We start from the raw sequence: 13642 nt of genomic DNA on the forward strand, positions 1-13642 counted from the left end.
CTCCCACCAGTGAGTGAAGTCGATCATCAAGAGAACGTGTCCTGACCTGGCGTTATGCCGACCTCGGCATGTCGCATGCCGAGGGTGATATAGACCAGCCGGTTGCACAGCGTGACGGTTGAACCAGCAAGACCGAGCTTGCTCTGGGCGCGTGCCCGGAAGCCTGAACGCCCCTCGACCGAACAGCGACGTGAACACATGCTCCTAACGGCATCGCTTACCACCGGCGTCGCCCGCGTTACCAGCGGAATATTGAAGTCAACTCGACTGGTCGACGAGATTTTAGGCATCGATCACGTCGACTGGGAAACCACGCTCATGGTTGGCGACGTCGAATTCCATCGAAGCAAATCCGGACCATATCCAGATCATCAAATGCGAATTAGCGTGCGGCCGTCGGCGGAATATGCGGCCTTGAATTACATGGACAATCGCGATTCGGAAATGACAATCGCCAACTCTTTCAATCCAAAGCGTCCGGTTCCCGATGTGAACCTCATCTTTAATGGGACTACGGGGGCAGTGTTTCCACGAACGGCTGCCATCCGGATTTCGGATGCGCGGGCGGCGTTGATCGAGTGGTTGGACACCAGGAAGCGGCCGACGTGCATCGAGTGGCGGCCTTACGACTCCTACTGACTGTTACACCTGAAAGCAAAGGGGGATATGCACATGTCTGCGGATGGATATCCGACTCGACTGCGGGAGGCCCAGGCGGATATCTTCCGCCGGATGCCCAATGGGAAATCATCGAAGGATGAATGGGTTGAGTTTCATCGACACAATGCACGAATGTTCAAGTCGATGTCTATTACCGACCCTGGCCGCAAGGATGAAGCGTTGTGGCATTTCGGTATTCAGCTTCGCTGCATTGAGCGACACACCGGAAAGCCCGAGTGGAAAACTGACTATGAAAGTGGCAGGGAAAGGAAACTGGCATGATGGACGCACGCATATCACCCAACTTTCACTGGTTGGAGATTCCGTGAGCGGCATCGAGTGCGGAAAGCGGAAGAACGCCTCTTTTCCTCGTACGCTGCGCGAGGCTCACGATAACTCGTGGTTGCGGATGCCAAGTCGGAACGCTCCAGTGTCGGTATGGGTCGAATTCAGGCGGGCGAATGTCCGGATGTACAAGGCCGTTGCGGATATCGATCGAGGTCACCACCACGAGGCACTGTACTGGCTCAATCGTGAGCGCGCCGAAGTTGACACCTTGATGGCAAAGCCAGAATGGAAGTCGCTATATGGACGAGAGGGGGTGAATCCGTCCGACTCCGCCGCGAGTGCGGGGGCGGGTGAATCGGTGAGCGTGACGCGTCCTCCGGATGTTCCATTGGGCGCACGAATTCGCGCACTGCGCGCCGAGCGCGAAATGACCCTAATGGAGCTTGCAGCCCTGTCGAAAGTTTCAAAGACGACATTGATTGAGATCGAGGCTGAGCGTCGACCGGTCCGACTACTGGATATCGTAGCCCGCTTGGCGGACGCATTCGACATAGAACGTGGAGAACTGGCATTAATGGCTCTACGCGACTTTGAGACAAATAGAGGAGGGTGGGAGTCCGATGAAGAAAGTTCTTCCAAGTCGGAAAATGGCGACAGACGGGGAGGTTAAGGCCGAAATCTGATAGTCGTGCGCGTCGACAACTAGAAGAAAGGAGGGGCGAGTGAGTCAGGAACGGTCGAACATTTCCCGGCACATCGATGCCACCAGCGTCAATCTCAAGACCTTTGCGGAAAGCTTCAATTCTGGCCTTGCTTCGCCCGAAGAGGTGAGAAGTTGTGCGGGATTACTTAGCGCACTGGCCGACGTCTTAAACCTACATGCCGACATGATGTCCAAGTCCAAACCGAGTAGTCGACATGCCCTAAGGGAGCCTCCAGGGTAATGCTCATCTGGGGAATTGGCTCTCTGGTCATTTTGGCAGTTCCGTTAGTAGCGGCAGCAGTCTGGATCCACGGGGAATACCGCAGCAGTAGGAGTCAAAGGAAGTTTCTTAGCCGCTACCTTGAGCGTTCAGCGGCAAGGCACCACGAGCGGTCGACGCGAAGTCTGGCAATTGCTGAAACGAGTGTTACGTCGAAAGTTTCACGCGACCCGGTTCCTGGTGATTCTAATCTAGATGGACGCTTCTTCGGGCAACTACCTTTGCCGAAGCGGCCGCGAGCCTATGTGCAGCGTCCGACACCATATCTGCGACCGTCGACCTTGCCGCCAGATGAAGAGCTTGTAAGACGCATCCTGAGTGGACTTCACAGGCTCAAGTAGCAACAAAGTCAATTTCAGTTGGGAGCACAATAGGTAATGGCAAAGCGTCAGTCAACGAAAGAGGAACTTCAAGCCGCTGCGGCCGCCTTGGAGGCCGCCAGTTGTGGAGACATGAACCAGGCGCGGTTTATGAATAAGCTTCTCGAAATGACAATAGAAGACAACGACAAAGCGGCCGAAAATGACTCCAACTAACCGTGCGCTTTCAGCTTCTCATGCAGTCGTTAAGGTCGCCACTCCGGAGTCATCGATCGCGTCTGGACAACAATTGAAGGAGCTCACAAAATAAAAACAAGGGGTTGAGCTACCGGCGAGCAAGGACGAATCTTGACGAAGGAAGCCCTGTGACCACCCGGTCAACCAGGCCGTAAAGGGCAGAAAGAATGCACGTGAAGCAACCTATGCAACCCCACTGTGATCCGCCGACAGGCTCCGTTGCGGCAGTCGTTGCGGAACTGCGTGCAGTACGAGTGGCGTGCGGGCTGTCGCAGCGAGCTGTAAGTCGGGCGATTGGAATTTCGCACGCTACGGTGTCGCGGTTGGAACTGCGCTTGGAATCCGGCAGCACGGCCTACTCGCATTCCCAGGTGACAGATTTGGCCGCCTACGCCACCGTGCTCGGTTACACGCTGCAGTTCGTCTTGGTTGCCGACTGGTCGACACCGGAGAGTTCTGACGATATCGCCGACGACACGGCACCTCCTATTCCGATGCTGGAGACGGGTCCAAGGCGGAAGACGCTAGCCGTGAACCGCCCCGGTCGGAACCTGTCGCAGCGCAATGCTCGGTTACTGGCCGCGCGAAACGCCGGAACGCCGGTTGTCGAACTGTCCCGCGAGTTCGGTCTTTCGCTGAGCTGGACTGGGGCGCTATTGCGCAAGCTCGGTGCCGACATGCCGGAGAGCGGACGTGGGTTCAAGCGTCAGCTCGACCAGCAGACCGTTATTGACCAGTACGAGAGCGGTCTGCCAGTCCGCGAAGTCGCCGAACTGAACGACGTCTCCTATGGCTATGTGTACCGGTTGCTCCGGGCGGCAGGGATACCGATGCGCCCACGCGGCGGCAAGACCACGTGAGCGCGACCGCGACACTGTTCACCGAGGTCACATGTAGGTAACCAAAAGATGCTCAGCTCTAACCGCCCTAAACACTCACGACCGCCGTACGGAAGGCGACCATGTCCAGCTCTCCTGCCGCGCTCGCCGTCGAGGGCATCGGCAAGCGCTTCTCCGGCGTCACCGCCCTCGACGACGTCTCGCTGGAGATCCGCTCCGGCGAAGTCCTCGCGCTGATGGGCGAGAACGGCGCCGGGAAGTCGACGCTCCTGCGCGTCCTCTCCGGTGACCAGGGCCCCGACGACGGCCGGCTCCTCCTGGACGGCACCGAGGTCACGTTCGACACCCCGCGCGCGGCGATGGCCGCCGGGGTCCGCGTGATCTACCAGGAACCCGAGATCATCCCGCACGTTTCGGTGGCGGAGAACGTCTTCGTCGGCGAGCTCCCGGCCAAGGCGCGGGTCTTCAACCGCCGCACGCTGCTGAAGGCCACGCACGACGCGCTCGTCGAGTACGGCTTCGAAGGCGTCCTCAACCCGGCGACGCTCGGCGTCGCCCTCTCCCCCGCGCAGCGCCAGCTCGTCGAGATCCTGCGCGTTCTCACCGCGGCCACGCCGCCGAAGGTGATCGCGTTCGACGAACCGACGTCGTCGCTGTCCGAGCACGAGGTCGAGGCGCTGTTCCGGCTGATCGGGCGGCTGCGCGACAGCGGTGTCGCGGTCGTCTACGTCTCGCACCGGATGAAGGAGATCTTCCAGCTCGCCGACCGCGTCGCCGTGCTGCGCGACGGCAAGCTCGTCGGCGTCCAGCAGGTCGCGGAGACCGACGAGCCCGGCCTGGTCCGGATGATGATCGGCCGCGACCTTTCGGCCCTCGAGCGCCGCGTCACGCAGGACACCGGCGAAGTCGTGCTGAAGCTCGACGACGTCACGACCGACGACGTCACCGGCATTTCGCTGCAGGTCCGCGCGGGCGAGGTCGTCTGCCTGGCCGGCCTGGTCGGCGCCGGCCGCTCCGAGCTGGCCCGGGCGATCGTCGGCGACCTGCCGATCCGGTCCGGGACCGTCGAACTCGGCGGCAAGCGGCTGCGCGCGCACAACCCGGGTGACGCCGTGAAAGCGGGCATCGGCTTCGCGCCCGAAGAGCGCAAGACGGACGCGTTGCTGATGCAGCGGTCCGTACGCGACAACATCTCCATCTCGGTCCTGGACCGCCTTCGCCGCTTCCGCGTCGTGAAGCGGGCGAAGGAACGCGCGCTCGTCGAGGAGTACATCAGCGAGCTTCGCGTGCGTACGCCGTCGATGGAGCAGGAAGTCCGGAAGCTCTCCGGTGGCAACCAGCAGAAGGCCGTGCTCGCGCGGTGGCTCGCGCGGCGGCCGAAGCTGCTGATCCTCGACGAGCCGACCCGAGGCGTCGACGTCGGCGCGAAGGCCGAGATCTACCGGATCATCGACGGCCTCGCCGCGGAAGGCATCGCGCTGCTGGTCATCTCCTCCGACCTGCCCGAGGTGCTGACGCTCGCCGACCGCATCCTCGTGATGCGCGCCGGGCGCTTGGCCGGCGAGATCGGCCGCGAAGAGGCGACCGAGGAAGCCGTGCTGACCCTCGCCATCCCCGAAACCGAACCAGCCGTGGAAGAAGCCCAGGAGATCGGCGCATGAGCACCCCCACCAAGGAAACTGTCGCCCCCGCGGCACCGCCCCAGCCAAGCGCCGCGCGCCGCGTGCTCACCGGCATCGGCGTGCAGAACTCGAGCCTGATCATCACGCTGATCGCGTTGATCGTGCTGCTGAGCATCCTGAACGACAACTTCCTGCGCACCAACAACCTGCTGCTGATCGGCAGCGCGATCACCATCATGGGGCTGCTGGCCCTGGTGCAGACGCTGGTGATCATCCTGGGCGCGCTGGACATCTCGGTCGGCTCGATGGCCGGGCTCGCGTCGGTCATCTCCGCGATGGTGTTCACCTCGACCGGCAACGCCGAGGTCGGCATCCTCGCCGCGATCGGCGTCGGCATCGTCTGCGGCCTGATCAACGGCATGATCATCATCTTCGGCCGGGTCAACCCGGTGGTCGCGACGCTGGCCATGCTCGCCACCTACAAGGGTGTCGCGCAGGTGATCTCGGACGGCAAGTCGCAGGGCTACACCGGCGGCGACGACCTGTTCATCTTCCTGGCCAAGGGCGCGATCGCGGGCCTGCCGTCGCTGGTCTGGGTGTTCCTGATCGTCGCGGCGCTGCTGCACTTCCTGCTCAAGTACACCGACATCGGCCGCAACGTCTACGCCATCGGCGGCAACGACACCGCGGCACGGCTGGCCGGCATCAACATCAACCGGTACATCATCGGCGTGTACGCCCTCGCCGGCGTGGTCGCGGCGGTCGCGGGCATCCTGATCACCGCGCGCACCGGGTCCGGCCAGCCGGTGTCCGGGTCGGAAGGCCTGGAGCTGCAGGCCGTCACCGGCGCCGCGCTCGGCGGCACGATGCTCAAGGGTGGCCGGGGATCGATCATTTCGACCGTGCTCGCGGTGATCATCCTGGGTGTGCTCGACAACGGCATGTCCGGCCTCGGCATCAACCCGTTCTGGCAGAACGTCGCCCACGGCGCCCTGCTCGTGATCGCGGTCGTGCTGCAGCAGCTGCGCAGCGGGGAGCGTCGCGTCGGCCTGCCCGAGTGAATCTCCACGCGCGCATCGTGGACGAGCTCGGAAGGCTCATCGTCGAAGGCGTCCTCGGGGACGGGCAGCCGCTCGTCCCCGAGGAGCTCGGCCGCCGCTTCTCCGCGTCCCGGACGGTGGTCCGCGAAGCTTTGCGGGTGCTGGAATCCAAGGGCATGGTGACCGCGCGGCCGCGGGTCGGCACGTGGACGCTGCCGCCCGAGGCGTGGGACGCGATCGACCCGGACGTCATCGGCTGGCGCGTCAACGGGCCCGACGGCCGCCACCACCTGCACGAGCTGCTGGAGCTGCGGCTGACCATCGAGCCGCAGGCGGCGCGGCTGGCCGCGCAGCACCGGCGGCCCGACGAGCTCTCGGCGATGGCCGCGGCCTACGAGCTGATGGCGGACGCGGTCGAACGCCAGGACACGGCGGCCTTCCACGACGCCGACTCGCGGTTCCACGCGGCCTTGATCCGCGCGTCCGGCAACGCGCTCATCGCGCAGCTGCAGGTGCCCGTCGTGGCCGCGCTGCGGGCGCACGGCGAGCCGCTGGAGCTGGTCGCGCACTCCCGGGTGCTGACGCTGGTGCTGGCGAAGAACGCCGACGGCGCCGAGTCCGCGTCACGCCGGATGCTGGAAACCGTTGCGGCGTACCGGTGATCGGTACCTTGACACGGTTACCGGGACGCGCTTCACTCGCTGCGACCCACCCGCCGCCATGACGTGCTGAGGAGGACGCTTCCATGCGTTTCCCGGGTATTCGTGGCTTCGGCGTGCTCGCGGCCGCCGCGGTGGCGGGCAGCCTGCTGACCGCTCCCGTCGCTTCCGCCGCCGTTTCCTGCGCCGTTTCGGACGAAATGGTCGCCGCGGGCAACTACTGGGTGGCCAACGGGACGAACCTCGACGCGCCGGACTGGCAGAACGCGACGTTCCACGTCGGCAACCTCGCGCTGGTCCGGACCACCGGGCAGTCGAACCACAAGACGCTGCCCTGGGCGCAGGCCAACGGCTACCAGCTGCCGCTCGACCCGAAACGGCCGTTCTTCCCGGACAACCAGGCCGCCGGCGAGGCGTACCTGGACCTGTACACCTACTTCCACCCGGAGATCTCGCTCGACTCGATCCGCACGCGCGTCAAGGACGAGGTCGCGTCGGTTCGGGCCGGGCACCGCGACTACTGGAACTACGTCGACGCGCTGAACATGGCGATGCCGTCGTTCGCGCGGATGAGCGTGATCGACCAGGATCCGTCCTATCTGGACGCGATGGACAAGCTGTTCCGGTCGTCGGAACACAAGCTGTTCAACGACTTCACCGGTCTGTGGTACCGCGACGCGCGGTTCACCGGCTCGGGCGTGTTCTGGTCGCGCGGCAACGGCTGGGCCCTCTCCGCGCTGACGAAGGTGCTGCAGGTCCTGCCGGCGAACGACCCGCGCCGGCCGGAGTACCTGCGGGTGTACAAGAAGATGGCGTTCTCGCTGTCCCTGCTGCAGCGGCGTGACGGCTTCTGGAACTCGGACCTGCTGAACCCGTGGGACCACGGCGGCCCGGAGTCGAGCGGCACGGCGCTGTTCACGTTCGGCATCGGCTGGGGGATCAACGCGGGCATCCTCGACGCCGCGCGCTACCGCCCGGTCGTGGACAAGGCGTGGACGGCGTTGTCGACGAAGGCGTTGCAGACGGACGGCAAGGTCGGCTACGTCCAGCCGGTGGGCGACCGCCCGGCGACGGCGCACCCGGCCGACACCTCGGCGTTCGGGGTGGGCGCGTTCCTGCTGGCGGGCCAGGAAGTGGCAAAGCTGCAGGGCTGCTCGGCCGAGTAGGCCCCAAGCGCCCCAATGTGGCGTTGGGCGCATCTGACGCACCGAACGCCACATTGGGTGCGCTCAACGCACCCAACGCCACATTGGGGCGCTTCAGCGCAGGCAGTCGCCCGGGTCTCCGCGGGTCAGGGCCGGGTCCGACTGGGGGAAGGTGCGCGCGACGCCCGGACCCGAGGTCCGGTGCTCGAAGCGGACCGTCACCCGGCCGTGGCCCGCGCCTTGCACCCAGCCCGTGCCGAACTCCGGGTGCACCACGTCGTCGCCCTGGCGCCATTCCGAGGGGGCAGCGGGCACCGGGGCCGCGGCGGTGACCACTGTCGACGCCGAGGGTGTCGCGGGAGCCGCGAGGCTGAACAGCGCGTCCTGGTGGGGCACCGAAAGCCCGCTGAACGCCACCCCCGCCAGCCGGATGCCGCCGAACTCCGCCGGGTCCAGCAGGAGGCGCTCCGCCGTCGCCGACAGCTCGGCCAGGTCGTCGGTCGGCGCCGAGATCGTCTCCGAGCGGGTCACCGTGTGCATGTCCGTGTGCCGCAGCTTGATCACCACCGTGCGGGCCACACGCTCGGCCTTCACCAGCCGCTTGTGCGCGCCCACAGCGATCCGGCGCACCTCGGCCTTCAGGGAAGCCAGGTCGATGATGTCCGTGTCGAACGTCGTCTCCGCGCTGACCTGCTTGGTCTCGCCGCGGTCGGCCACCGGGCGGTCGTCGAAGCCCGTCGCCAGCCGGCGCAGGTCGCGGCCGACCACGCCGCCCAACGTCGCCACCGCGTCCGGTTCGGACAGTGCCGCCAGCTGCCCGAGCGTCTGGACGCCGATGAACCGCAGCTTCCCCTCGGCCACCGGCCCAATCCCCCACAGCGCGCGCACCGGCAGCGGCGCCAGGAACTCGCGTTCGGTGCCCTGCGGCACCACCAGCAGCCCGTCCGGCTTGGCCTCGTCCGAGGCGATCTTGGCGATCTGCTTGCCGTTGCCCGCGCCGATCGAGGCCACCAACCCGGTTTCCGCCCGGATCCGGGCCCGCAGCGAGGCACCAAAAGCGGTCACCTCGTCGAAGGACGCCCCGGTCAGCGAAGGCGGCTCGGCGAACGCTTCGTCGAGGGAGATCTTCTCCAGCACCGGCGCCACCGACGTGACGACGGCGAAGACCTCCTGGCTGAGCCGCTCGTACACGCGAAAGCGCGGCGGCACGATCACGCCGTTCGCCGGCAGCAGCCGCCGCGCCTGGGCCATCGGCATCGCCGAGCGGATGCCGAACACGCGGGACTCGTAGCTCGCGCCCGCGACGACGCCGCGAGGCCCGAGCCCGCCGACGAGCACCGGGCGCCCGGCCAGCGTCGGGCGGGTGAGCTGCTCGGCCGACGCGTAGAAGGCGTCCAGGTCGAGGTGGATCACCCAGCGGGCCACGTCAGTCGCCGCCGGTGGCGTCCAGCAGCTGGTGCAGCGCCTTGGTGTAGCTCTCGAACGCCGCGCGCCCGGCCGCGGTCAGCCGGACCAGGGTGACCGGCGTGCGGTGTTCGTAGGCCTTGGTGATCTCGACGTACTCGGCGTCCTCGAGCTTGCGCAGGTGCGTCGAGAGGTTGCCGGCGGTCATGTCGAGGAGCTGCTGCAGCCGCGGGAAGGTGATCTGGTCGCGGGCGTGCAGGCCGGCGAGCGCGACCGTGACGCGCAGCCGCGCCTGGGCGTGGATGACCGGGTCGAGCTGCGGCAGTTCGCTCATCGGCGCTTCTCGCGGACGAAGTACACGATCGCGGCGAGCAGGAACCCACCGCCACCGCAGATCGCCAGTACCAGGAAGTTGGCCGGGAAGCCGACCAGCACGCTGAGCCCGGCGGAGACGATCATCCACGCGCCGAGGCCGTACATCAGCCTGTCCTGCCAGAGCATGCCGCCCGCGAGGTAGAGCACGCCGGTCAGCAGCAGCCAGGTGCCCGACCACAGCAGCGACACCTGGTCGGAGGTCAGCGTGCCGAACTGCGTGATCCGGATGTCGATCACCGACAGCCCGAGCGAGGCCAGCGCCCAGCTGTAGCCGTACATCGCGCCGACCGTGCGGGACGGGCCCCGGATGCCGCGGCCGGCCCGCGCGCTGACGTACCCGGTGTACACGATCGCGCCGACGAACAGCACCGCGGTCAGCACACCGCCGACCCAGCCGGGGATCGCGACCCCCGGCTGCACGGCGATGTAGGTGAAGCCCCAGCCGACGATCCAGGCGAGGGCCCACGCCGCGAGCATGCGCGCGGGGCCCCCGCCCAGCTCCCGGCGGTTGCGCCGGTTCTGCTGGGCGATCAGGTTCAGCGACTCCTCCGCCGACATCGGCTCGTCGTCCACCCGTCCCGCCCTTCGTCCGCGCAGACCCCTCAGTACTGCACGGAGGTTAACAACCATTCACAGCCGCGCCGTGTCCAGCCGGAACCGGCGCACCACGACCAGTGCGGGCACGACCAGCCAGCCGGCCAGCACGAGCACCGCCACCCAGGTCCCGGAAGCGTGGGTCAGCGGGTCGATGCCGACCCGCCGCAGCCAGTAGGTGGGCACGAAGTGGGCCAGGGTCGTCATCCAGCCGGGCAGGAACTCGAGCGGGATCCACAGCCCGCCGAGCATGCCGAGCGGCATCATCAGCGCGCCGGTCACCGCGCCGACCGTGTCGCCCTTGCCGAACAGCCCGATCGCCAGGCCGAGCACGGCGAACGGCAGCGTGGCCGCCCACAGGAAGACCAGCAGCCGGCCCCAGTCGGCCAGGCCGAGCTGCTCGCCGCGCAGGAAGCCGACGAGGAAGATGACCAGCAGCACCGGCAGGGCGACGGCCATCGCGGAGGCGACCTTCACCGCCAGGTAGCCGGGTCCGCGCATCGGGGTGAGGCGGATCTGGCGCTGCCAGCCGTCGGTGCGTTCCTGGGCCACCCGGGTGCCGGTGAACAGGGCGCCGCCACTGGCGCCGTACGCCGCCATCGTGATCATCGTCTGGGTGCTCGAGTGCAGGCCGTTGTCCAGGATGGCGTCGCCGAAAATGGACCCGAACAGCAGGTACATCGCCGTCGGCATGCCGATGGTGAAGATCGTGAACTGGGGACTGCGGACGATCCGCTTGATCTCCAGGCTCAGGTAGGTCGTGTTCACGCGGCCACCTCCTCGGCGGTCAGCGCCAGGAAGGCTTCTTCGAGGCCCAGCGCGGTGATTTCGATGTCGGACGCGAGCGGGTAGGCCGTCAGCAACGCGCGGATCGCGGCGTCGGAGTCGGCGCAGGCCAGCTCGGCGCGGCCGGCCCGCAGCTGCACGGACGTCACGCCCGGCAGCGCGGCCAGGTCGGCCTCGGCGGCCCCCGGGACCGCGGCCTTGAGCACGCGCCCGGACACCGCGGCACGGACCTCGGCGACCGGGCCGTCGGCGACGACGGCGCCGTGGCGCATCAGCACCACGCGGTCGGCGTAGTCCTCGGCCTCGGCGAGGTAGTGCGTCGCGAAGAGGACGGTCCGGCCGGTGTCGGCGAACTCGCGGATGGCGCTCCAGAAGGCGCGCCGCCCGTCGACGTCCATCGCGGCGGTCGGCTCGTCGAGGACGAGCAGCTGAGGATCGCCGGCCAGGGCGAGCGCGAACCGGACGCGCTGCCGCTCGCCGCCGGAAAGCTTGCCGCAGCGGCGTTTCACGAGGTTCTCGAGCCCGGCGCGGGCGATCACCTCGGCGGCCGGCAGCGGCTTGACGTGCGTCGAGACGACCAGATCGACGATCTCGCCGACCGTGACGTCCCCGAGCAGCGCGCCGTTCTGCATCATCGCGCCGACGATCCCCTGGTCGACGGCCTCGCGCGGCGTCCCGCCCCCGACGGTGACCTCGCCTTCGTCCGGCTTGGTCAGGCCGAGCAGCATGTCGACGGTGGTCGACTTGCCCGCGCCGTTCGGCCCGAGCAGCGCGACGACCTCGCCGCGGGCGACCTCGACGGACACGCCGTCGACCGCCGTGACCCGGCCGAACCGCTTCCTCAGCCCGCGCAGTGCGAACGCCGGTCCCCCAGTCATGGCGCCCTCCTCTCGTTCGTGGACTTTGCGTCGCAAAGTCGCTGCGAACTTTGTAACACAAACCTCGCGCAGGTTCAAAGTCCCCGGCGCCGAAAAGTCTCGAGCGGGTGAGCACACGAAAAACGGGGTGCCGGGCTTCGCGCCCGACACCCCGTTCAGCTGAGTTTCCGCAGGTCAGCCGGTGAACCGCCCGGCGACCAGGCCCTGCGTGGCCGCGACGTCGGCCTTGGCCGCGGTCGGCGCCGGGGGCACCGGCAACGGCAGCGGCGCGCACTCGACGTCGGCCGTGCGCCCCGGCTTGCGGGCCGGGAGCGCACCCGTCGCCAAGTAGTCGGCGATCTTGTTGTCGACGCACGCGTTGCCGCGCGGGGTGATCGCGTGGCTCGTGCCGCCCGGCTCCGCGATCAGCGAAGCACCCGGGAAGCGGCTGCGAACCTCGAGGCTGCCCGGGAACGGCGTTGCCGCGTCGAGCGTCTCATCGATCATCAGCACGCTGGACACACCCCGGCCGTCGATCTTGGTCGGCTTGCCCGCCTTCGCCGGCCAGTACAGGCACGGCGCGTTGAACCAGGCGTTCTGCCAGGTGAAGTACGGCGCCTTGGTGAAGGTCTTCCAGTTGTCGGCCTTCCACTGGTTCCAGCTGGTCGGCCACTGGACGTCCGAGCACTGGACGGCGAGGTACACCGCGTAGCCGTTGTCGTCGCCGCGGCCGCCGAAGCTCTCGAACAGCGACTTCCAGTTCTGCCAGTCACCCTGGTTGACGAACCGGGACAGCGCGTCGCCCAGCAGCGTCCACCGCAGCTGGTAGTAGGACGCCTGCTGGATGACGTCGAGGATCTCGTCCGGGCCGATCACGCCGCCGGCGGGGTTGAACGACGTCTTCAGCAGCTGCTCGTTGACCACGCGCTGCACGGCGGCCTGGGTCTTGCCGAGGTGGTAGACGTCGTCGTGCTGGGCGACCCAGCCGAACCAGATGAGGATGTTCTTGTCGAACGCGACGTCCTGGTTGAGGTTGTCGCCGTACCAGACGCCCCGCGGGTCGACGGTCGAGTCGAGCACCATCCGGCGGACGTTCTGCGGGTACAGCGAGCCGTAGACCTGGCCCAGGTAGGTGCCGTAGGAGTAGCCGTAGAAGTTCAGCTGCTTCGCGCCGAGCGCCTTGCGGATGGAGTCCATGTCCTTGACCGTGTCGGTCGTCTTCATGTTCTCCAGCAGGGCGCGCGAGTTGTTCTTCGCGCACGCTTCGGCGTAGCCCTTGGACCGGGCGAGCCAGGTCTTCTCCAGCTGCGGCGTGATCGGCGCGTACACCGGCCGGTTGTAGTCCATGTAGTTCGGGTCGCAGCTCAGCGCGGGCTTGCTGGCGCCGACGCCGCGCGGGTCGAAGCCGATCCAGTCGTAGGCGTCCCCGGCGTGGTTGGGGACGCGGGGCCCGCGGGTGGCGAGCAGCAGCCCGGAGCCGCCGGGGCCGCCCGGGTTGGTCAGCATGACGCCCTGGTACTGCGCGTCGGCGACCTTGTGCTTGACGCGGCTGACGGCGAGCTGGACCTGCTCGCCGCGGGGCTTCGAGTAGTCGAGCGGGACCCCCAGGTACCCGCATTCGGCGCCGGCGGTGACCAGCGTCGGGTCGGTGCACGGACCCCAGGTGATCGACGCCTGGCTCGCGGGCGCGGCGGTCGCGGCCGGGGCGGCCACGAGCGCGGACGCCACCGCGGCGGCGGCCACCGCGGCGATTACGGCACGTCTCACTGTTTTCTCCCTCTTTGCTCCGGTTTCTGCTCCGGCGAAGCGGATGAACCCTAGTCCCGGTTCCGG

The 13642-nt window shown here is 67.2% G+C and carries 13 protein-coding genes and 3 pseudogenes; 10 read left to right on the forward strand and 6 right to left on the reverse strand.

Annotation, left to right across the window (positions count from 1 at the left end; translation table 11 throughout):
* Nucleotides 1-111 precede the first annotated feature (111 nt).
* From M8542_RS45880 to M8542_RS45910, 10 genes and pseudogenes are all read left to right on the forward strand, one after another.
* On the forward strand, nucleotides 112-639 hold the full coding sequence (locus tag M8542_RS45880) for an Imm1 family immunity protein (protein WP_257926770.1): 528 nt from the start codon (nucleotides 112-114) through the stop codon (nucleotides 637-639).
* A gap of 93 nt (nucleotides 640-732) precedes the next feature.
* A complete protein-coding gene (locus M8542_RS50715) occupies nucleotides 733-942 on the forward strand; it encodes an AMED_5909 family protein (RefSeq protein ID WP_372508784.1) in 210 nt (69 codons plus the stop codon).
* A complete protein-coding gene (locus M8542_RS45885; protein ID WP_372508780.1) occupies nucleotides 911-1618 on the forward strand; it encodes an AMED_5909 family protein in 708 nt (235 codons plus the stop codon). Before M8542_RS50715 ends, M8542_RS45885 begins: the two co-directional genes overlap by 32 nt.
* 1055 nt (nucleotides 1619-2673) lie before the next feature.
* A pseudogene (locus M8542_RS50720) lies at nucleotides 2674-2805 on the forward strand (helix-turn-helix domain-containing protein); the annotation flags it as partial.
* A gap of 6 nt (nucleotides 2806-2811) precedes the next feature.
* Nucleotides 2812-3348, forward strand: a complete 537-nt coding sequence (locus M8542_RS45890; RefSeq protein WP_372508785.1) for a helix-turn-helix domain-containing protein — start codon at nucleotides 2812-2814, stop codon at nucleotides 3346-3348.
* Nucleotides 3349-3494: 146 nt separating this feature from the next.
* A pseudogene (locus tag M8542_RS50775) lies at nucleotides 3495-3965 on the forward strand (ATP-binding cassette domain-containing protein); the annotation flags it as partial.
* 318 nt (nucleotides 3966-4283) lie between these two features.
* Nucleotides 4284-4988, forward strand: a pseudogene (locus M8542_RS50780) (ATP-binding cassette domain-containing protein); the annotation flags it as partial.
* Nucleotides 4985-6010: an ABC transporter permease gene (locus M8542_RS45900; RefSeq protein ID WP_257926722.1), complete on the forward strand. Its 1026-nt coding sequence runs from the start codon at nucleotides 4985-4987 to the stop codon at nucleotides 6008-6010. The pseudogene M8542_RS50780 and the gene M8542_RS45900, both read left to right, overlap by 4 nt.
* The gene (locus M8542_RS45905) at nucleotides 6007-6651 is read left to right on the forward strand and encodes a FadR/GntR family transcriptional regulator (protein WP_308210341.1); all 645 of its coding nucleotides are present in this window, start codon (nucleotides 6007-6009) and stop codon (nucleotides 6649-6651) included. The genes M8542_RS45900 and M8542_RS45905 overlap by 4 nt, the downstream gene beginning before the upstream one ends.
* 83 nt (nucleotides 6652-6734) lie before the next feature.
* Nucleotides 6735-7814 carry a glycoside hydrolase family 88 protein gene (locus M8542_RS45910; protein ID WP_257926724.1) on the forward strand — a complete coding sequence of 360 codons (1080 nt, stop codon included), beginning with the start codon at nucleotides 6735-6737 and terminating at the stop codon, nucleotides 7812-7814.
* A gap of 93 nt (nucleotides 7815-7907) precedes the next feature.
* Here the strand turns inward: M8542_RS45910 and M8542_RS45915 are convergent, their stop codons facing one another.
* From M8542_RS45915 to M8542_RS45940, 6 genes are all read right to left on the reverse strand, one after another.
* Nucleotides 7908-9218 (reverse strand): DNA polymerase IV, encoded by a 1311-nt coding sequence (locus M8542_RS45915; RefSeq protein WP_257926725.1) that lies wholly within the window; start codon nucleotides 9216-9218, stop codon nucleotides 7908-7910.
* Nucleotide 9219: 1 nt separating this feature from the next.
* Nucleotides 9220-9531, reverse strand: coding sequence for a transcriptional regulator (locus M8542_RS45920; RefSeq protein WP_257926726.1), 312 nt, complete (start codon nucleotides 9529-9531; stop codon nucleotides 9220-9222).
* Nucleotides 9528-10145 (reverse strand): hypothetical protein, encoded by a 618-nt coding sequence (locus M8542_RS45925; RefSeq protein ID WP_257926727.1) that lies wholly within the window; start codon nucleotides 10143-10145, stop codon nucleotides 9528-9530. The genes M8542_RS45920 and M8542_RS45925 overlap by 4 nt, the downstream gene beginning before the upstream one ends.
* Nucleotides 10146-10202: 57 nt before the next feature.
* Nucleotides 10203-10934 carry an ABC transporter permease gene (locus M8542_RS45930; protein WP_257926728.1) on the reverse strand — a complete coding sequence of 244 codons (732 nt, stop codon included), beginning with the start codon at nucleotides 10932-10934 and terminating at the stop codon, nucleotides 10203-10205.
* The gene (locus M8542_RS45935) at nucleotides 10931-11830 is read right to left on the reverse strand and encodes an ABC transporter ATP-binding protein (protein WP_257926729.1); all 900 of its coding nucleotides are present in this window, start codon (nucleotides 11828-11830) and stop codon (nucleotides 10931-10933) included. Before M8542_RS45935 ends, M8542_RS45930 begins: the two co-directional genes overlap by 4 nt.
* Before the next feature lie 174 nt (nucleotides 11831-12004).
* Complete coding sequence (locus tag M8542_RS45940) at nucleotides 12005-13576, reverse strand: alpha/beta hydrolase (RefSeq protein WP_257926730.1); 1572 nt, start codon at nucleotides 13574-13576, stop codon at nucleotides 12005-12007.
* Nucleotides 13577-13642: the final 66 nt, after the last annotated feature.

It is taken from the genome of Amycolatopsis iheyensis, from assembly GCF_024703995.1.
In the GTDB taxonomy this organism is placed as follows: Bacteria; Actinomycetota; Actinomycetes; order Mycobacteriales; family Pseudonocardiaceae; genus Amycolatopsis; species Amycolatopsis iheyensis.